This is a genomic window from Naasia sp. (assembly GCF_025465545.1).
Lineage (GTDB): Bacteria > Actinomycetota > Actinomycetes > Actinomycetales > Microbacteriaceae > Naasia.
In genome coordinates this window covers 1-17,798 of the sequence record NZ_JAODMK010000039.1, presented here as the reverse complement: position 1 = coordinate 17,798, position 17,798 = coordinate 1, and the positions used below count along the sequence as shown (strand labels likewise).

At 69.7% G+C, this 17,798-nt stretch carries 19 protein-coding genes; 9 read left to right on the top strand and 10 right to left on the bottom strand.

The window, feature by feature from the left end; all coding sequences use genetic code 11:
- The 4 genes from rimM to JWR33_RS10095 form a co-directional block, all read right to left on the bottom strand.
- Nucleotides 1-635: ribosome maturation factor RimM (rimM, locus tag JWR33_RS10110; RefSeq protein WP_297411625.1), on the bottom strand; the 635-nt coding region annotated here is incomplete at its 3' end.
- Nucleotides 632-868, bottom strand: coding sequence for an RNA-binding protein (locus tag JWR33_RS10105; protein ID WP_297411623.1), 237 nt, complete (start codon nucleotides 866-868; stop codon nucleotides 632-634). The genes JWR33_RS10105 and rimM, both read right to left, overlap by 4 nt.
- A 3-nt stretch (nucleotides 869-871) precedes the next feature.
- On the bottom strand, nucleotides 872-1,303 hold the full coding sequence (gene rpsP, locus JWR33_RS10100) for a 30S ribosomal protein S16 (protein ID WP_297411621.1): 432 nt from the start codon (nucleotides 1,301-1,303) through the stop codon (nucleotides 872-874).
- Between the two features lie 210 nt (nucleotides 1,304-1,513).
- A complete protein-coding gene (locus tag JWR33_RS10095) occupies nucleotides 1,514-2,431 on the bottom strand; it encodes an EamA family transporter (RefSeq protein ID WP_297411620.1) in 918 nt (305 codons plus the stop codon).
- 135 nt (nucleotides 2,432-2,566) lie between these two features.
- On the opposite strand from JWR33_RS10095, the gene JWR33_RS10090 reads away from it, so the two are divergent.
- Entirely contained in the window at nucleotides 2,567-3,709 is a 1,143-nt protein-coding gene (locus JWR33_RS10090; RefSeq protein WP_297411618.1) for a glutamate--cysteine ligase, read from the top strand.
- 14 nt (nucleotides 3,710-3,723) lie between these two features.
- Here the strand turns inward: JWR33_RS10090 and JWR33_RS10085 are convergent, their stop codons facing one another.
- Nucleotides 3,724-4,359 carry a TetR/AcrR family transcriptional regulator gene (locus JWR33_RS10085; RefSeq protein WP_297411617.1) on the bottom strand — a complete coding sequence of 212 codons (636 nt, stop codon included), beginning with the start codon at nucleotides 4,357-4,359 and terminating at the stop codon, nucleotides 3,724-3,726.
- 201 nt (nucleotides 4,360-4,560) lie between these two features.
- On the opposite strand from JWR33_RS10085, the gene JWR33_RS10080 reads away from it, so the two are divergent.
- The 3 genes from JWR33_RS10080 to JWR33_RS10070 all read left to right on the top strand — a co-directional run bounded on the left by JWR33_RS10080 (nucleotide 4,561) and on the right by JWR33_RS10070 (nucleotide 7,912).
- The gene (locus JWR33_RS10080) at nucleotides 4,561-5,865 is read left to right on the top strand and encodes a sugar ABC transporter substrate-binding protein (protein ID WP_297411615.1); all 1,305 of its coding nucleotides are present in this window, start codon (nucleotides 4,561-4,563) and stop codon (nucleotides 5,863-5,865) included.
- A 119-nt stretch (nucleotides 5,866-5,984) separates the two neighbouring features.
- Nucleotides 5,985-6,971, top strand: a complete 987-nt coding sequence (locus tag JWR33_RS10075) for a sugar ABC transporter permease (RefSeq protein ID WP_297411614.1) — start codon at nucleotides 5,985-5,987, stop codon at nucleotides 6,969-6,971.
- Complete coding sequence (locus JWR33_RS10070) at nucleotides 6,968-7,912, top strand: carbohydrate ABC transporter permease (protein ID WP_297411612.1); 945 nt, start codon at nucleotides 6,968-6,970, stop codon at nucleotides 7,910-7,912. Before JWR33_RS10075 ends, JWR33_RS10070 begins: the two co-directional genes overlap by 4 nt.
- A 31-nt stretch (nucleotides 7,913-7,943) precedes the next feature.
- Here the strand turns inward: JWR33_RS10070 and JWR33_RS10065 are convergent, their stop codons facing one another.
- The 3 genes from JWR33_RS10065 to ffh all read right to left on the bottom strand — a co-directional run bounded on the left by JWR33_RS10065 (nucleotide 7,944) and on the right by ffh (nucleotide 11,086).
- A complete protein-coding gene (locus JWR33_RS10065; protein ID WP_297411611.1) occupies nucleotides 7,944-8,747 on the bottom strand; it encodes an LLM class F420-dependent oxidoreductase in 804 nt (267 codons plus the stop codon).
- A 57-nt stretch (nucleotides 8,748-8,804) separates the two neighbouring features.
- Nucleotides 8,805-9,338: a YbhB/YbcL family Raf kinase inhibitor-like protein gene (locus tag JWR33_RS10060; RefSeq protein ID WP_297411609.1), complete on the bottom strand. Its 534-nt coding sequence runs from the start codon at nucleotides 9,336-9,338 to the stop codon at nucleotides 8,805-8,807.
- Nucleotides 9,339-9,526: 188 nt separating this feature from the next.
- Entirely contained in the window at nucleotides 9,527-11,086 is a 1,560-nt protein-coding gene (gene ffh / locus JWR33_RS10055; RefSeq protein ID WP_297411607.1) for a signal recognition particle protein, read from the bottom strand.
- Nucleotides 11,087-11,136: 50 nt separating this feature from the next.
- On the opposite strand from ffh, the gene JWR33_RS10050 reads away from it, so the two are divergent.
- The 3 genes from JWR33_RS10050 to JWR33_RS10040 all read left to right on the top strand — a co-directional run bounded on the left by JWR33_RS10050 (nucleotide 11,137) and on the right by JWR33_RS10040 (nucleotide 13,595).
- Nucleotides 11,137-12,099, top strand: coding sequence for an aldo/keto reductase (locus JWR33_RS10050; protein ID WP_297411605.1), 963 nt, complete (start codon nucleotides 11,137-11,139; stop codon nucleotides 12,097-12,099).
- 105 nt (nucleotides 12,100-12,204) lie between these two features.
- The gene (locus JWR33_RS10045) at nucleotides 12,205-12,726 is read left to right on the top strand and encodes a gamma carbonic anhydrase family protein (RefSeq protein ID WP_297411602.1); all 522 of its coding nucleotides are present in this window, start codon (nucleotides 12,205-12,207) and stop codon (nucleotides 12,724-12,726) included.
- A 2-nt stretch (nucleotides 12,727-12,728) separates the two neighbouring features.
- Entirely contained in the window at nucleotides 12,729-13,595 is an 867-nt protein-coding gene (locus tag JWR33_RS10040) for an LLM class flavin-dependent oxidoreductase (RefSeq protein WP_297411600.1), read from the top strand.
- Between the two features lie 90 nt (nucleotides 13,596-13,685).
- Here the strand turns inward: JWR33_RS10040 and ftsY are convergent, their stop codons facing one another.
- Complete coding sequence (ftsY, locus tag JWR33_RS10035) at nucleotides 13,686-14,564, bottom strand: signal recognition particle-docking protein FtsY (RefSeq protein WP_297411599.1); 879 nt, start codon at nucleotides 14,562-14,564, stop codon at nucleotides 13,686-13,688.
- Between the two features lie 111 nt (nucleotides 14,565-14,675).
- Here ftsY and JWR33_RS10030 point away from each other — a divergent pair, with 111 nt between their 5' ends.
- Both JWR33_RS10030 and JWR33_RS10025 read left to right on the top strand, forming a co-directional pair.
- Nucleotides 14,676-15,647, top strand: coding sequence for a TIGR03885 family FMN-dependent LLM class oxidoreductase (locus tag JWR33_RS10030; protein ID WP_297411596.1), 972 nt, complete (start codon nucleotides 14,676-14,678; stop codon nucleotides 15,645-15,647).
- Between the two features lie 52 nt (nucleotides 15,648-15,699).
- Nucleotides 15,700-17,340: an alpha-amylase family protein gene (locus JWR33_RS10025; RefSeq protein WP_297411594.1), complete on the top strand. Its 1,641-nt coding sequence runs from the start codon at nucleotides 15,700-15,702 to the stop codon at nucleotides 17,338-17,340.
- A 196-nt stretch (nucleotides 17,341-17,536) separates the two neighbouring features.
- Here the strand turns inward: JWR33_RS10025 and JWR33_RS10020 are convergent.
- The coding region (locus JWR33_RS10020) for an AAA family ATPase (RefSeq protein WP_297411593.1) at nucleotides 17,537-17,798 on the bottom strand (262 nt) is incomplete at its 5' end.

Below are 17,798 nucleotides of genomic sequence, written 5' to 3'. Positions count from 1 at the left end.
GCGGCACCGTCGGCGGCCGGCGCCCCGGCCTCGGCCCTCTGCGGGCGCTCGGGGTCATCCTCGTCGTCGGGAAGGTCCTCGAAGAGCCCCTCCGGCGGGGTCACCGTGACCTCCCGGCGGACGGTGTCCACGGCGGGCACGATCGCCTTGACGAACGGCACCAGGACCTCGCGGTCGGGGGTCTTCACCACGAGCAGGTCCTGCGCGGGAAAATGCTCGACCCGCACGATCGTCCCGACCTGCACGCCGTCGCGGAGCACCGCGAGACCGACGAGCTGGTGGTCGTACCAGGCATCCTCCTCCTGGGGCTCGTCGGCGGACGAGTCCACCCAGAGGATGGCCTTCACGAGGCTCTCGGCGCCTTCGCGGTCCGTGACGCCCTCGAAGAACCCGACCGGGTGGCTGTTGTACCAGCGCAGCTCACCGAGCACGAGCTTCTTGCCGTGCCACGGAGAGGAGGTGGGCACCTGCAGCGAGAACTCGGCGCCCGGGACGAAGCGGCGCTCCGGGTCGTCGGTGAACAGCTCCAGCTTGAGTGCGCCCTTCAGGCCGTGCGCCTTGGTGAGGCGCCCGACTCTCAGCTGCGTCTGAGCGGACTGGCCGCCCGCCTTGCCTTTCGCCACTGTGTCCGTCACTCGTCGGTGTCGACGACGTCGACGCGGACGCGCCGTCCGTCGGCGAGCGCCGTGACGAGCGTCCGGAGCGCCTTGGCGGTACGCCCCGACCGGCCGATCACCCGGCCGAGATCGTCGGGGTGCACGCGCACCTCGAGCAGCTCGCCACGAGGGGTCGAGCGCTCCGAGACCTGAACCTGGTCCGGGTTGTCGACGATCCCCTTGACGAGATGCTCGAGTGCGTCAGCGAGCACGGACTACGCGTCGCTCTCGGACGCGGCCGGCTCGGCAGCCTCGTCGGCGGCGGGAGCGGGTGCGGCGGCGGCAGGAGCAGGCGCCTCGCTCTTGGGGCGGAGGACCGGCTTCTTCTTCTCGTCGGCGACGAACGCGGCCTTCGGCTCCTTGACCTTGACGGTGCTCACGGCGTTCGGGTCACCCTTGTACTTGCCCCAGTCGCCGGTGAGCTTGAGCAGCGCGGCGACCTGCTCGGTCGGCTGGGCGCCGACACCGAGCCAGTACTGGGCGCGCTCCGAGTCGACCTTGATGAGCGACGGCTCCTCGGTCGGGTGGTACTGGCCGATCTCCTCGATGACACGGCCGTCGCGCTTGGTGCGCGCGTCGGCGACGACGATGCGGTAGTACGGCGCGCGGATCTTGCCGAGGCGCTTGAGACGGATCTTGACAGCCACAATTCTCCTGTGTGCTTGGTATGGATGCGGTGAACCGGACCGTGCGCGTGGGGGCACACTCGGCGGAAGCTCGATAGGAAGTGAGGACGCCTGAATTAGAGGGTCGGGCGTCGCGGACTCGACCCACAATTGTGACAGATTCCCGGCGCCCTCGCATACCGTCCCGGCTTCTCGACGAGAACCGGCTCAGCATCAGCGTCGCCGACCCGACTAGCGGGGGCGGCGGCGCGAGACGGCGACGCCGGCGAGGCAGAGCACGCCGCCGAGGATCGCCAGCGGCGCCGGGACTTCTCCGAACGCGGCGAGCGCCAGCAGGATGGCGATGGGCGGGACCAGGTAGGTCGTCAGGCCGAGGCGTCCCGCGGGCATCCGCTGCAGCGCGAACGCCCACAGGGTGAAGCCGAGCGCGGTGGGCACGAGTCCCAGATACAGCGCACCGAGCAGCGCGGGAGGGGGTGCTGTCACCGCCTCGCGGAGCAGCGCCGGAGCGAAGGGAAGGCACGCGACCGCGCCGATGGCCGCCCCCAGGAAGGTCACCTGGAGGGCCGGAAGCCGACCCAGGAGCGGCTTCTGGCAGAGCACGCCGACGGTGTAGACCACGGCCGCGAGCAGGGCGGCGAGGACGCCGACCGCGTCGTCCAGACCGCGGGCGCCGCTCGCCGAGCCGATGAGCAGCACGCCCGCGAACGAGATACCCGCGCCGAGGAGGATCCAGCGGTGCAGCCGCTCCTTGAGCACCAGCGCCGCGCTCAGCGCAAGGAGGATCGGGCTGATGTTGACGACCATGGATGTGGTGCCGGCATCGAGCGTGAGCTCGGCGAAGTTCAGCGCCACGTTGTAGCAGCCGAACCACAGCACGCCGTAGCCGGCGAGGAGAAGCCACTCCCGGGGAGTCGGGGTGAGCCAGCGGCGACCGAGGGTGAACAGGCCGAGCGCGAGGGTGCCGACGAGGAGCCGGGCCAGCGCCAGCGCACCGGGCGAGAGGGCCGTGCCGACTCCGCGGATCACGACGAAGGCGCTCGCCCAGGCGAGGAGGGTCACCCCGATCGCGACCGGAACCACCCACCCGCGCTCGACACGAGGCACCTCGGCGGGCACGGCGGGCACAGTGCGGGGAGGGGTTGTCACCGTCCCACGCTAGACGGCGCCCACGACGCCGCACCGGCGGCATCCGGACACGGCACGGACGGCACGCGGGTTGGCAGGAACGTCTCGCCTGGCGTCGGCGGGACGCGACCGGGGCGTGCATGTCAGGATGGCGGCGTGGCTATCGAATTCGGTCGGTCAGCGCGGTCCGACCTGGGACTCGAGTGGGAGCTCGCTCTCGTGGATCACGTGAGCGGCGATCTCGCGCCGGCCGCGCCGGAGATCCTGGCGTCGCTCGACCTCACCGACGAGTCGGGCTTCTCCCGAATCACCGCAGAGCTGCTCACCAACACCGTCGAGGTCGTATCCGGCGTGCACCAGACGGTCCGCGGCGCCACCGAGGATCTCGAGGAGACGATCGGCCGGGTCCGCGACCTGGCCGAACCCCTCGGCGTCGACCTGATGTGCGCGGGCACCCATCCGTTCGCGCAGTGGACTCAGCAGCGGGTGACCGACAAGGAGCGCTACGCGACGCTGATCGACCGCACGCAGTGGTGGGGCCGCCAGATGCTCATCTGGGGTGTGCACATGCACGTCGGCGTCGACGACCGGGAGAAGGTGCTGCCGATCCTCAATGGTCTGCTGGCCTACTACCCGCACCTGCAGGCCCTCTCCGCCTCCAGTCCCTTCTGGAGCGGCGAGGCCACCGGCTACGCCTCCAACCGTGCCCTGATGTTCCAGCAGCTGCCGACCGCCGGGCTTCCGCCGCAGTTCTCCACCTGGGGCGAGTACGAGTCGATGGTCGGCGACCTGCTGCACGTCGGGGTGATCGACTCGGTCGACGAGATCCGGTGGGACATCCGGCCCTCGCCCAAGTGGGGCACGATCGAGGTCCGGGCGTGCGACGGGCTCTCCACCGTGCAGGAGGTGCGGGCGATGTCCGCGCTGGTCCAATGCCTCGTCGAGGACCTCTCCGGCCAGCTCGACCGCGGCATCGTCCCGCCGACCATGCAGCCGTGGTTCGTGCGCGAGAACAAGTGGCGCGCCGCCCGCTACGGCATGGAGACGATCCTCGTGCAGAACGCGGCGGGCGACGAGCGCCTCGTGCGCGACGACACCCGGGACCTGATCGCGCGGCTCGACCCGATCGCCGAGCGGCTCGGCTGCATCGAGGAGCTCCATGAGCTCGACGTGATCCTCGACCGGGGCGCAAGCTACGAGCGGCAGCTCACCGTGGCCGCCCGGAGCGGCGGCAGCCTCAAGGCGGTGGTCGCCTCCCTGGTCGCAGAGCTCCGCGACGGGATCTCCGCCCCCGGCTGACGCGCGCGGAGCAGCTAGCCCTGCGCCGCCAGCGCGGGGACCGGCGCGAGGCGGGCGATCAGCGCGTCGAGGAAGAGGCCGAACGACCGCTCCAGGTTGAACGAGGGATGCAGCAGGAACTGGATCTCGAGACCGTCCATGGTCGCGAGCAGCCATTCCGCCTCGCTCTGAGTCTCCTCGTCCGTCATCGCCCGGAACGCCCCCTCCGCCACCGCGTCGACGAAGATCTGCCGCATCGTCTCGAGGGTTCTCCGATACCGCTCGGTCATGAAGGCGTGTGCCGGATGCTGCGGCGACGAGGCTTCCGCCGCCATCGTCACGTAGAGCGCGAGCATGCCGGGGTGGTGCACGTGATAGCTCATCAGATTTCGGAACCCTTCGAGCATCGCCATCCCGCGGGAATCCGGCCCGGTCACCTCCGTGGTGAGGCTTCCCCAATGCTCGAGGGCCGCCACCAGGAGCTGTTCCTTGTTGCCGAACAGCTTGTCGATCGCGGCGGGCGTCACGCCGACCCGATCCGCGATCCGCTGCACCGTGCCGCCCGCGAATCCGAACTCGCCGAAGACCTCCACCGCGGCGGTGACGACCTGCAGGCGGCGCGCGATGCCCGCCTTGTAGGGCCCTCGCACCAGCACCTTGGCATTCGACATGGGTAGAAGCATGCCAGCGCCCAGGGGGCTTCCCGCAAGCGCGCCGGGGCGATCCGCTATCGCCGAAACGATTCGCTAACGATGTCGCCGTCGCGGCGGGGCGTCGTCTTGCATGAAAGGTAAAAGGTGACATACCTTTGGCCATCGCCCTCGGAGCAAAGAAGCTGCCGAGAGCTCGACTGAACAATAAAGGAGTTGTCGGTGAAGAAGCGTCTGACCAGAACCCTGGTCCCCATCGCGGCCGTTCTCACGGCCGTCGGTCTCACCGCCTGCGGCGGTACCTCGTCCGGGACGAACGGCGGCGGCGGCGGAACGGGTCCTGTCGCGGATCCCAAGGAGACGGTGACGATCTCCTTCGCCTCCTGGGTCGGCTCATCCAATGAGATGAAGAAGCTCAAGGCGGACTTCGAGAAGGCGCACCCGACGATCAAGATCGAGCTTCGGGACGTTCCCGCTGAGTCGATGGGGCAGACCCTCACCACCCAGATCGCCGGCAACAACCCGCCCGACGTCGCGTACATCGACGCGAGCTCGGTGGCGGCGTTCGCCTCACGCGGCGCGCTCACCAACCTGGACAACTACATCTCGCGCAGCGACGTCATCAAGCCGGACGACTACGTGGACGTCTTCAAGACCTTCGCGAGCTACGACAACAGCATGTACGCGCTGCCGATCGACGGCGAGTCGACGGGACTCTTCTACCGCACCGACCTCTTCGAGGCCGCCGGGATCGCGGGCCCGCCGACGACGTGGGACGAGTTCGAGGCCGACGCCAAGAAGCTCACCGACCCGGCCAACAAGCAGTACGGCCTCGCGATGTTCGCGCCCGAGTCCGCGTACTACTGGTACCCCTTCCTCTGGCAGAACGGCGGTGACGTGCTCGACACGGACGGCAAGCCGGTCTTCGACTCCCCCAAGGCGCAGGAGGCGGCCGAGTACTACGTCGGCCTCACCAAGTACGCAGCTCCCGACTACCTCAACTCCAACTCCTACGACGGCCGCCTCGGCTTCTTCCAGGGTCAGATGGGCATGTACATCGCCGGATCCTGGTTCGCCGGAGTGCTCAAGGAGGAGGCGCCGGACATCGAAGGCAAGTGGGCCACCGCGCCGCTGCCCGAGGGCCCTGCCGGATGCGCGACCACGGTCGCGAGCGACTCACTGGTCCTCTTCGACCACTCGAAGAACAACGACGCCGGCTGGAAGTGGATCGAGTACCTGTCGCAGCCCGAGAACATGGCGACCCTCACCTACACCGCCCCGAACAGCACGCTGCTCCCGACCACGAAGACGCTCCTCGAGTCGCCTGACCTGGAGAAGGTCAAGCCGCAGCTGAAGGGCTTCGCGGATGCCATGCAGTGCGGCATCAGCAACGTGCAGACCAGCGAGGTCTGGCCGCAGATGGAGGAGGCCCTGAACAACCAGCTCGGCGCCGCGATGTACGGCGACATCTCGGTCCAGGAGGCGCTCGCCAACGCCAAGGCCGAGGCCGAGAAGCTCCTCAAGTAGCAGTTCCCTGCCGCCGGCCCCGGTGCCACGCGAAAGCGAACGCAGCGGGGCCGGCGGCTCTCCCCTTCGGCGCGCCTGGCGCGCCGGCTCCACTCTCAGGACGCACGAAGGAGTTCGTCATGGCGGTCGACACCGCGACGGCAACCACCCAGCGCCGGCTCTCCTCCGCCGGCGGCCCCCCCGGGCAACGATCCGGCGACTCCGGCACTCCCCGCAAGCCGGCCGGGACGCTCACGAAGATGCGCCGGTCGTGGCGCGCCTACGCCTTCCTGTCCCCCGGGCTGCTCGTCTTCTCGGTGTTCACGGTCTTCGCCCTGCTGTTCGGGTTCTACCTGACCTTCCACGAGTGGAACCTGATCAGCCAGGACAAGCCGTTCGTCGGCCTGGACAACTACGTCGACATGACACAGGACGCTGGCTTCCTGAAGTCGATCGTGAACACCTTCTACTTCACCGGCGCCTCGGTGCCGATCACGATGGCCATCGGCTTCTTCCTCGCGCTGATGCTCAACCAGGCCATCAAGTTCCGGGGCGTCTTCCGCACCCTGTTCTTCCTCCCCCAGGTCACCCCCTTCGTCGTCGTGGCCATCATCTGGAAGTGGCTCTACAACGGCGACTACGGCCTCTTCAACTACTACCTGCTGAAGCTGCACCTGATCCGCGAGCCGCTCCTCTGGCTCGCCGACCAGCACCTCGCCATGCCTGCCGTCATCCTGATGAGCATCTGGTCGGGCGTCGGCTTCTCGATGGTCATCTACCTGGCCGGCATGCAGGGAATCCCCCAGGAGCTGCACGAGGCCGCCAAGGTGGACGGCGCCGGAAGCTGGGCGCGACTGCGTCACGTGACGCTCCCCCAGCTGGCGCCCACAACCCTGTTCCTGCTCGTCATGGGGATCATCGGGTCGCTTCAGGTCTTCACGCAGATCTTCGTGATGACCAAGGGCGGCCCGGTCGAGCGGACGACCACGATGGTCTATTACATCTACGAGGCGGCGTTCAAGTTCTACGAGATGGGCTATGCCACCACGCTGGCCTTCGTCCTCTTCGCGATCACCCTCGTCTTCACCTGGATCCAGCTTCGGCTCTACCGAAAGGCCGACCTTTGAGTGCCACCGCCGTCGAGGTCCTCCAGCCCCACGAGATCGAGCGCCGGGACGCCATCCGGCCGGAAGGAGCAGGCGGCCGGAAGCGCCGCTGGCTCCGCTACGGCGTCATCTACCTGATCCTCATCCCCGGCTCGGTCCTGTTCGTCGGACCGTTCGCGTGGCTCGTCAGCGCCTCGTTCCAGCACACCGGCGACATCTTCTCCTGGCCGCCGCAGTGGATCCCGCAGAATCCGACCATCGACGGTTACCTGGAGTTCGCCAAGACGGGCGCCCTCCGGTGGTTCGCGAACAGCGCGTTCGTGGCCACCTCGGTGACCGTGCTGCAGCTGCTGCTCAACTCGCTGTGCGCGTTCGCCTTCGCCAAGCTCCGCTTCCCGGGACGGGACGCGATCTTCCTGGTCGTGCTGGCCACGATGATGGTGCCGCCGCAGATCACGATGATCCCCAACTACGTGATCCTGCAGCACATCCCGTTCTTCGGCGACAACGACATGTTCGGCAACGGCGGCCACGGCATGCTGGACTCGTACGCCGGCCTGATCGTGCCTGGCGCGGTCAGCGCGTTCGGGATCTTCCTGCTGCGCCAGTTCATGATGACGATCCCCGACGAGCTGCTGGACGCCGCGCGAGTGGACGGCGCCAGCGAGTTCCGCGTCTACCGGCAGATCGTGCTGCCGCTCTGCCGCCCCGTCCTCGCCGCCACCGCGATCTTCACCTTCATGGCGGCGTGGGAGGACTTCCTCTGGCCGCTGATCATCATCTCCGACCCGGGCAAGTTCACGGCTCCGCTCGGGCTGGCGATGTTCGTCATGAAGAACCAGACCCAGTGGGGCATGCTGCTCGCCGGCTCGGTCATCGCGACCCTGCCGATGGTGATCGTGTTCATGATCTTCCAGCGCCAGTTCGTGCAGGGCGTCGCGATGAGCGGGATCAAGGGCTGAGCCGGAGGGGACGCCGGCGGCCGCGCACTGCTCAAGCGGAGACGCGCTCGCGCCAGGCCAGGAGCTTGCGGACTCCGTCGAGGTCGTAGTCCGGCCCGCTCCTGCCGATCGTGAAGAGCCGCACGCCGAGCGCGTGCTTCTCCTCGAGGTCCGCCTCGCTCACCTCCGTGCCCACGCCGGTCGAGATCTCGATCTCCGACACGTCGCGCCCGACCGCTTCGGCGTGCTCGGCCAGGATCCCGAGCTTGCGCTTCAGCGTCTCGGCATTCGTGAAGCTGTGCCAGATGTCGGCGTGCTCGGCCACGATCCGGAGCGTCTTCTTCTCGCCGCCACCGCCGATGAGGATCGGGATGTCCCGGACCGGGGGCGGGTTGAGCTTCGTCCAGCGGTCCCGGATGACCGGGAGGTCCCGAGCGAGGGCGTCGAGTCGCTGGCCTGCCGTGCCGAACTCGTAGCCGTACTCGTCGTAGTCGTGCTCGAACCAGCCCGAGCCGGTGCCGAAGATGAGCCGCCCGCCGCTGATGTGATCGACCGTCCGGGCGATGTCGGCCTGCAGGTTCGCGTTCCGGTAGCTGTTGCAGTTCACCAGCGGGCCGAGCTCGATGCGTGAGGTCTGCTCCGCCCACGCCGCGAGCAGCGACCAGGACTCGAAGTGCAGACCGCCTCGATCGCCGGAGAGGGGGAAGAAGTGGTCCCAGTTGAACAGGACGTCCACGCCGAGGTCCTCGACCGCCCGCACGGTGTCCCGGATCTTCGGATACAGCCCATGCTCTGGCGCGATCTGCACCCCCACGCGGACGGGACGGGAGGTTGCGGCGAAGGCGTCGATGCTCATCGGATCAGCGTAGGCGGACCGGATCGGCCGCCCGTGCGAGACGTCTCCGGCCGGACCTCATGACCCGATGTCGCCGTACTCGGCGGTCGCCACCAGGATCGCCCGGCCGAGCGAGTGGAAGCCCGCGTTGAAGCCGAGAATCGCCGGCGTCGCCTCGGGGTCGAGGTCGAGCTCGGTGTCGAGTGCGTGCACCACGAAGAAGTAGCGGTGCCGGCCCGTTCCCTCGGGAGGAGTGGGGCCGATGTACTGCTTGGTGCGCAGCTCGTTGGACAGCGTGCGGGCGCCGTCCGGAAGATGCCCGCCGGGCGCACCCGCACCCTGGGCCAGCTCTGTGACCGAGGCGGGGATGTTGTAGATGGCCCAGTGCCAGAAGCCGGATGCGGTGGGCGCATCGGGGTCGTACACGGTGACGGCGAAGGTCGCGGTGCCATCCGGCGCCCCGCTCCAGGACAGCTGCGGCGAGACGTCCTCGCCCCCTCCCCCTGCGCCCCAGTGGACCGTGGGCACCGTCGCGCCGGCGGTGACGTCGGCGCTCGTGACCTCGAAGGTGGCGACGGGCGGGAAGATCGCGTAGGGATCGTGCTGGCTCATGACCGACACGCTATCCGCTGCCACCCGCGGCTGGGAGGTCGGCCGGGTACGCGTTTCCGGTCCGTCCTGACGGGGTGGAACCCGAGAGGCCCGTCTGGGACCTGACCGTGCAGCTGGTGGAGGGCATCGCCTGAGCGGCAGCCGGTCCGCCACAGGGGATCGGACCGGGTCCTGCCTGCCGTGCCGGGCTAGCGCCCGAACATCTTCTGCAGGGCTGCCAGCTCCTCCTCGCTGGGGGTGCCCTTCGCGGCGCCTCCCCCACCGAGGCCGAAGCCGCTTCCGCCCGCGCTCGACGGTCCCTTCGGGGCCGCATCGAGTGCCGCGTTCTCGGCCGCGCGCTTGGCCGGGTTGCCCGACTTCGACCCGGACTTCTTCTTCTGCTGGGGCTTGCCGCGGTAGCCCGCACCCGGAACCGGTCCCATGCCCGGCACCTGAGGCACCCCGCCCCTGGCGACCGTCTTCATCATCTTCGCGGCCTGCTCGAAGCGCTGCACCAGCTGGTTCACGTCGGTGACGCTCATGCCGGACCCCCGGGCGATGCGCAGCCGGCGGGAGCCGTTGAGGATCTTGGGGTTCTGGCGCTCCTGGCGGGTCATCGACTGGATGATCGCCTCGGTGCGCACGATCTCGCGCTCATCGAAGTTCTCGAGCTGCTCGCGCATGCCCTTGGCGCCGGGCAGCATGCCGATCATCTTCTTGATCGAGCCCATGTTGCGCAGCTGCTGCATCTGCTTGAGGAAGTCCTCGAGCGTGAATGTGTCGGTCGCGAACTTCTCGGCGACCTTGCGCGCCTCCTCCTCGTCGAAGGCGCCCTGCGCCTGCTCGATGAGGGTGAGGATGTCGCCGAGGTCGAGGATCCTGCTCGCCATGCGGTCCGGGTAGAAGGGCTCGAAGTCGTCGAGGCTCTCGCCGGTGGACGCGAAGAGGATCGGCCGGCCGGTGACCGAGGCGACGGACAGCGCGGCGCCGCCGCGGGCGTCGCCGTCGAGCTTGGTGAGGACGACGCCGGTGAAGTCGACGCCCTCCTGGAAGGCCCTCGCCGTCGTGACGGCGTCCTGGCCGATCATCGCATCGATGACGAAGAGGACCTCGTCGGGATCGACGGCCTTCCGGATGTCGGCCGCCTGCTTCATCATGTTCGCGTCGACGCCGAGGCGTCCTGCGGTGTCCACGATGACCACGTCGTACTGCTTGTCGTTGGCGAAGCGGATCGAATCCTTGGCCACGCGCACCGGGTTGCCGACGCCGTTGCCCGGCTCGGGGGCGAAGACGGCGGCGCCGGCCTGCTCGCCGACGACCTGGAGCTGGGTGACTGCATTGGGGCGCTGCAGGTCGGCGGCGACGAGGAGCGGGCGGTGCCCCTCCTTGACGAGCCAGCGGGACAGCTTTCCGGCGAGGGTCGTCTTTCCGGCGCCCTGCAGACCCGCGAGCATGATGACGGTCGGCGGCTTCTTGGCGAACTCGAGCCGCCGCTGCTGGCCGCCGAGGATCGCCACGAGCTCCTCGTTGACGATCTGCACCACCTGCTGCGCCGGGTTGAGGGCCTGGGAGGTCGAGGCCTCGAGGGCCCGCTCCCGCACGGTGGCGGTGAAGCGCTTCACGACGTCGAGGTTCACGTCGGCCTCGAGCAGGGCGCGGCGGATCTCGCGGACGGTGCCGTCGACGTCGGCAGGCGTGAGCCTGCCCTTGCCACGGAGGTTCGCGAGGGCCTGGGTGAGACGGTCGGAGAGGGACCCGAAGGTAGCCATAGGTCCGTCAGTTTAGCTTCCCCTCTTGACCCGACGCCTACGCTCGACCCATGCGCGCAGTCCCCCTCGGCCGGTCCGGCATCGACGTCTCGGAGTTCCTGTTCGGCGCGGGCGGGATCGGCGGGGTGGGCGCCTCTCCTGCCACGCGGGGCAAGGGCCTGACGCTGAAGCAGGGCATCGAGCGGCTGGACGAGGCCTGGGATCTGGGCATCCGCGGGATCGACACCGCCAACTCCTACGCGGGCGGCGCCAGCGAGGAGGCGGTGGGCCGCTGGCTCGATGAGCGCCAGCCGGAGGATGCGCTGATCGCGACGAAAGTGGGCGCTCCGGTGGAGCGCGGGCAGGACGGCGTGGACCTGTCCGCGCGGCACATCGAGCGGCAGCTGACGGCGAGCGTTCGCCGGCTCGGCCGGGTGGACCTCTACCTCTCGCACGCCCCGGATCCGGGAACGCCGCTCGCCGAGACGCTCGGCGCCTTCGCAGCCGCGCTCGGCATGGGCATCATCCGCGCCTACGGCTGCAGCAACGTGACGCCCTGGGACCTCGAGGCGATGCTCACCACCGCCGATCGCGAGGGACTGCCCCGGCCCGAGTGGGTGCAGAACTCGTTCAGCCTGCTGGTGCGCGGGGACGAGCGGGATCTGCTGCCGCTCGTGATGGGCGAGGGGCTCGGCTACACGCCCTACTCCCCGCTGGCCGGCGGGATCCTCTCGGACCGCTACCTGGGCGGGGTGCAGCCGCCGCCGGGCAGCCGACTCGCCCTCGCACCGGCGCTCTACTCCAAGGTGTTCACCGACGGCGCGCTGGAGCGCGTCGCCGGCCTCGGCTCGATCGCCCGCGACTTCGACGTCAGCACCCCTGGCCTGGCACTGGCGTGGCTGCGCTGGCACCCGCAGGTGACGGCGCCCATCGTGTCGCCGCACTGGAGCGGCCAGTGGGATGCGGTGCACGAGGCGCTCGGCCTCGACCTTCCCGACGAGGACGCCACCCGCATCGGCGAGCTCTTCGACTGACGCGGCGCCCGTCCACGGGCGTAACGCTCCGGCCGAACTGCAACCGCGTGCCGCTGCGGGTTGGCCGCACTGATGCGGGGCTCGCGCTCGGGCTAGCGTGGGGGCATGCCGATCCTGCTGCCCTTCGGGGACGACGCGCCCGACATCGCCCCGGACGCCTTCGTGGCGGCCAGCGCCACCCTCATCGGCAAGGTGCGCCTCGGCGCGGGATCGAGCGTGTTCTTCGGCGCAGTCCTGCGGGCGGACCGTGCCGCCATCGAGCTGGGCGATCGCAGCAACATCCAGGACAACGTGTCGGTGCACGGCGACGAGGGCATCCCGGTCCTCATCGGCAGCGGCGTGAGCGTCGGGCACGGCGCGGTGGTGCACGGCTGCACCGTCGAGGACGACTGCCTCATCGGGATGGGGGCGATCGTGCTCAACGGCGCCGTGATCGGCGCAGGCTCGCTGGTGGCGGCGGGCGCCGTGGTGCTGGAGGGCACGGTGATTCCCCCGGGCTCGCTCGTGGCCGGGGTGCCCGGCAAGGTGCGCCGGGAGCTCACCGGGGAGGAGCAGGCCGGCATCCGCAGCAATGCGGCCACCTATCTGGAGCTGAGCCGCGCCTACCTGACCGCGCCCGGCTCCTGATCATGCGCCACGGCATCGTGATCCTGCCCCAGCGGCCATGGGCGGAGGCGCGGCGCCAGTGGAGCAGCGCGGAGGGTCTCGGCTTCGACTCGGCCTGGACCTACGACCACCTCTCCTGGCGCTCGCTCGCTGATCAGCCGTGGCAGGCCACCGTCCCGACCCTCGTCGCCGCAGCCACGGTCACCACCGACATCAGGCTCGGCACGTTCGTCGCCTCACCCAACTTCCGCCATCCGGTGCCGTTCGCCAAGGAGATCGCAACGCTGGACGACATCGCGGGCGGCCGTGTGCAGCTGGGGGTCGGCTCGGGCGGCACAGGGTTCGACGCGTCGGTGCTCGGTCAGCGCGTCCTCACGCCCGGTGAGCGGCACCGGCGCTTCGTCGAATTCGTCACCGCGCTGGATCGGCTGCTCCGGCACGAGAGCGAGGGCGAGCGCGGGATCTCGTTCGACGGCGAGTGGTTCAGGGCCGTCGACGCCCGCATGGTGGGTATGCCGCGCCAGAGCCCTCGGGTCCCTCTGCTGGTCGCCGCAGACGGGCCGAGAGCCATCGCCCTCGCCGTGCAGCGGGGCGACGGCTGGATCACCCTGGGCAGCCAGGGAGACGACCTCGACGCGTGGTGGCGCAGCGTGCGGGAGCGGGTGCGTCGGCTCGAGGACGAGGAGTCGCGGGAGGGCCGCCGACTGCAGCGGCTCCTGAGCCTCGACGCGGCACCCCGCTTCTCGCTCGAGAGCGTCGGCGCGTTCGAGGACGCCGAGGGCCGCGCGAGTGAGCTCGGCTTCGACGAGGTCATCGTGCACTGGCCGCGCGCGGAGGGCGTCTACGCCGGCGACGAGGCGGTGCTCTTCGAGGTGGCCTCCCGCTTCTGACCGGTGGGGAGGTGGCCGGCGACGGGATGGCCGGCCGCGATCTCCTGGCGGAGGAACGCCCGAAGGGCCCTGGCCTGCGAGGGCGGCGCCTCAGACCCCGACGAGGTTCTGTGCGAAGACGTGCGGGGTGAAGCCGGTGAGGTCGCCGATGCCTTCGCCCTGGCCGATCAGTTTGATCGGCAGGCCGGTGCGCTCCTGAACGGCGAGCACGAAGCCGCCTTTCGCGGAGCCGTCCAGCTTCGTGATCACGAGTCCGGTCACCCCGGCCATCTCGAGGAACGCCTCCGCCTGGAGCAGGCCGTTCTGGCCGGTGGTGGCGTCCAGCACGAGGAGGACCTCGGCGATCGGCGCCTGCTTCTCGATCACCCGCTTGATCTTGCCCAGCTCGTCCATCAGGCCGCCCTTGGTCTGCAGTCGGCCCGCGGTGTCGATGATGACGATCTCGGTGCCCAGCCGCTTCGCCTGCTCGATGGTCTGGAACGCGACAGACGCGGGGTCCTGACCGGGATGCTGCGGCCGCACGATGTCGGCGCCTGCGCGCTCCGCCCAGGTGGCGAGCTGCTCGACCGCGGCGGCACGGAAGGTGTCCGCGGCGCCCACCACCACGGTCCTGCCGTAGTTGCGGACGAACTTCGCGAACTTGCCGATCGTCGTGGTCTTGCCCACTCCGTTGACCCCGACGACGAGCACCACCGCGGGCCGGTCGGTCAGCTTGAGCGTCGGATCGAAGCGCGACAGGCGCTCCTCGATCGTCTCCCGCAGCATGCGCTGCAGGTCCCGCGGGTCGGTGGTCCGGTAGCGGTCGACCTTCGAGTGCAGGTCGTCGAGGATCTGGTCCGTGACGGTCGGCCCGAAGTCGGCGCCGATCAGCGCGTCCTCGAGGTCCTCCCAGGTGGTCTCGTCGATGGCCCGCTTCGCGAACATCCCACGGAGGGCGCCGGACAGCGACCAGGGGGTGCGATCAGCCACCCGTCCAGCCTACCGGCGCGGCCCCCCGCGGCGACCTCCGGAGGCCGCCGCCGGGCCTGTTCCCGCCCCCGCGCCCGCGGCTAGGTTGGGTCCGAGCGCACGGAGGTGCACATGACCGTCCTGGGATTCCACGCCTCGCACGAGCAGATCCCGCCCGGAGACCTGCTCCGGGCCGTGCAGCAAGCCGAGGAGGTCGGCTTCGGCGCCGCGATGTGCTCCGACCATGTGGCGCCGTGGAGCGAGAGACAGGGCGAGTCCGGCTTCGCGTGGTCCTGGCTGGGTGCCGCGATGCAGGCCACGACCATCCCGTTCGGCGTGGTCAACGCGCCCGGCCAGCGCTACTCCCCCGTGATGATCGCGCAGGCCGCGGCGACGCTGGAATCGATGTACCCCGGCCGGCTGTGGGTCGCCCTCGGCTCCGGGGAGAACGTGAACGAGCACATCACGGGCGACCCGTGGCCCCCCAAGGATGTGCGGAACGCCCGGCTGCGGGAGTGCGCGGACATCATCCGCGCCTTGTTCGCCGGCGAGGAGGTGACCCACCACGGCCTCGTCACGGTGGACCGCGCACGACTCTGGACACGGCCGGACTCGCCTCCGCCGTTCCTCGGTGCCGCCGTGAGCGAGGAGACCGCTCGCTGGCTGGGCGGCTGGACCGACGGGCTGATCACCATCTACCAGCCGGGCGATGCGCTCCCCCGCATGCTGGAGGCCTACCGGGAGGCGGGCGGCGGCGGGCGCCTCGTGCTCCAGGTGCACCTGAGCTACGCGCCGGATGAGCGGGACGCCCTGGAGCTCGCCCACGACCAGTGGCGCACCAACTCGCTCAAGCCGCCCACCACGTGGGATCTCGCGATGCCCAGCGAATTCGACGAGGCGACGGCGGAGGTTCAGCCGGACGACCTGCGCAGCAGCGTGCTCATCTCCTCCGACCCCGGCCGCTTCGTGGACTGGCTCGGGGACCTCCTCCCGCTCGGTTTCGACGAGATCCACCTGCACCACGTCGGACGGCATCAGGACGAGTTCCTCGACGTCTTCGGCGAGCGCGTCCTGCCGCAGCTCGCCCTCGGCGGCTTCCGGTGAGGACCGGCACGGCACCCCGTGCCGACCGGCCTTCGATGCCGAACGGCTCCCGATGAAGATCACGGACACGAGCGACCTCTGGTGGCGCTCCGCCGTGGTCTACTGCCTCGACGTCGAGACGTTCATGGACTGGACGGGCGACGGCAAGGGCGACTTCGTGGGGCTCGCCCATCGCATCGACTACCTGGCGCAGCTCGGCGTCACCTGCCTGTGGCTGATGCCGTTCTACCCGACGCCCGGACGCGACGACGGCTACGACATCACCGACTTCTACGGCGTGGACCCGTCCCTGGGCACCCACGGCGACCTCGTCGAGGTGCTGCGGCTGGCGGATGATCGCGGCATCCGCGTGATTGTCGACCTCGTCGTGAATCACACCTCCGACCAGCACCCCTGGTTCACGGCCGCCCGCTCGAGCCGGGAGTCGCCGTTCCGCGACTACTACGTGTGGCGGGACGCTCCGCCGCCGGGGCACGAGGAGAACGTCTTCCCCGACAAGGAGACGGGGGTCTGGCAGCGCGATGAGAAGACCGGCCAGTACTACCAGCACAGCTTCTACCGGCAGCAGCCGGACCTGAACATCACCAATCCCGCCGTCCGCGATGAGATCGCGAAGATCCTCGGCTTCTGGCTGCAGCTCGGCGTCTCGGGCTTCCGGGTGGACGCCGTCCCGTTCCTGCTCGACACAGCGGGCGTCGACGCCGCCCGGCAGCTCCTCCCCGACCCGCACGAGTACCTCCGGTCGCTGCGCTCCTTCATGGGGCGGCGCTCAGGGCAGTCGATCCTCCTCGGCGAGGTGAACCTGCCCTACGAGGATCAGCTCGAGTTCTTCGGCGGTCCCGATGGCGGCGAGCTCACCATGCAGTTCGACTTCCTCACGATGCAGCACCTCTACCTCTCGCTCGCGCGGCAGGACGCGCGGCCGCTCGTGCAGACGCTGCTGGCCCGCCCCGAGCTCCCCGACGGGGCACAGTGGGCGATCTTCGTGCGCAACCACGACGAGCTGACCCTCGACAAGCTGAGCGACGACGAGCGCCAGGAGGTCTTCGCGGCCTTCGGCCCCGAGCCCGGCATGCAGCTCTACGGCCGCGGGCTGCGCCGTCGGCTCCCGCCGATGCTCGACGGCGACCCGCGGCGCATCCGGATGGTCTACAGCCTGCTCTTCGCCCTGCCCGGCACCCCCACGCTCTTCTACGGCGAGGAGATCGGGATGGGCGAGAACCTGGCCGTCGAGGGACGCTCCGCGGTGCGCACCCCGATGCAGTGGACGGCCGGCGCGAACGCCGGCTTCTCGACGGCCGCCGAGCGGAAGCTTCCGGCGCCCGTCACGCCGGGCGGCTACGGCCCCGCGTTCGTCAACGTCGAGTCCCAGGACCACGACCCCGACTCCCTGCTGGTCTTCGTGCGCAAGCTGGTGCAGACCTATCGCACGACCTTCGAGATCGGGTTCGGCGCGTTCGGGGTGCTCGATTCGGGCACTCCTGGGGTCCTCGCCCACGAGATGCGGTGGGACGAGGGGTGCGTGGTCGCGCTGCACAACTTCTCGCCGGAGTCGGCCGAGGTGCGGCTCCCGCTGGAGGGATCGGCCGTGCTCGATCTGCTCACGGGCATCCGGGAGCCCCTGCCGGAGAAGGGTCCCGCGGTGCTGAGCCTCGAGGGCTACGGCTTCCGCTGGCTCCGGCTGCTCGCCTGACTCTCGCCCAGCCGGCAGTCCTCTCGCTCAGCCGGCAGTCCTCTCGCTCAGCAGGCTCCTCTCGCTCAGCAGGCTCCTCTCCCTCAGCAGGCAGAACTCACGTCAGCAGGCAGGATCGGCCGTATACCTGGAGTGGCGGTGATTCTGCCTGCTGAGCGAGAGTCCGGCTGGCAGCTGAGCGGCAGGATCGGCTCGGCTAGCTGGCTTCCTGGCGGACGCGCTGGCCGACCACGGCGGACACGCCGTCCTGGCGCATCGACACGCCGTAGAGGGCGTCGGCGATCTCCATCGTCCGCTTCTGGTGAGTGATGATGATCAGCTGGGAGGTGGAGCGGAGCTGCTCCACCAGGGTCAGCAACCGGCCCAGGTTGACGTCGTCCAGCGCCGCCTCGACCTCGTCGAGCACGTAGAACGGCGAGGGCCGGGCACGGAAGATCGCGACCAGCAGGGCCACCGCT

Excerpts from the sequence above, each read along its gene's own strand:
- JWR33_RS10085 (WP_297411617.1), bottom strand. The coding sequence starts at position 4,359 with ATGTCGAATGCCAAGGTGCTGGTGCGAGGGCCCTACAAGGCGGGCATC.
- JWR33_RS10075 (WP_297411614.1), top strand. The coding sequence starts at position 5,985 with ATGGCGGTCGACACCGCGACGGCAACCACCCAGCGCCGGCTCTCCTCC.
- JWR33_RS10065 (WP_297411611.1), bottom strand. The coding sequence starts at position 8,747 with ATGAGCATCGACGCCTTCGCCGCAACCTCCCGTCCCGTCCGCGTGGGG.
- JWR33_RS10060 (WP_297411609.1), bottom strand. The coding sequence starts at position 9,338 with ATGAGCCAGCACGATCCCTACGCGATCTTCCCGCCCGTCGCCACCTTC.
- ffh (WP_297411607.1), bottom strand. The coding sequence starts at position 11,086 with ATGGCTACCTTCGGGTCCCTCTCCGACCGTCTCACCCAGGCCCTCGCG.
- JWR33_RS10050 (WP_297411605.1), top strand. The coding sequence starts at position 11,137 with ATGCGCGCAGTCCCCCTCGGCCGGTCCGGCATCGACGTCTCGGAGTTC.
- JWR33_RS10045 (WP_297411602.1), top strand. The coding sequence starts at position 12,205 with ATGCCGATCCTGCTGCCCTTCGGGGACGACGCGCCCGACATCGCCCCG.
- JWR33_RS10040 (WP_297411600.1), top strand. The coding sequence starts at position 12,729 with ATGCGCCACGGCATCGTGATCCTGCCCCAGCGGCCATGGGCGGAGGCG.
- JWR33_RS10030 (WP_297411596.1), top strand. The coding sequence starts at position 14,676 with ATGACCGTCCTGGGATTCCACGCCTCGCACGAGCAGATCCCGCCCGGA.
- JWR33_RS10025 (WP_297411594.1), top strand. The coding sequence starts at position 15,700 with ATGAAGATCACGGACACGAGCGACCTCTGGTGGCGCTCCGCCGTGGTC.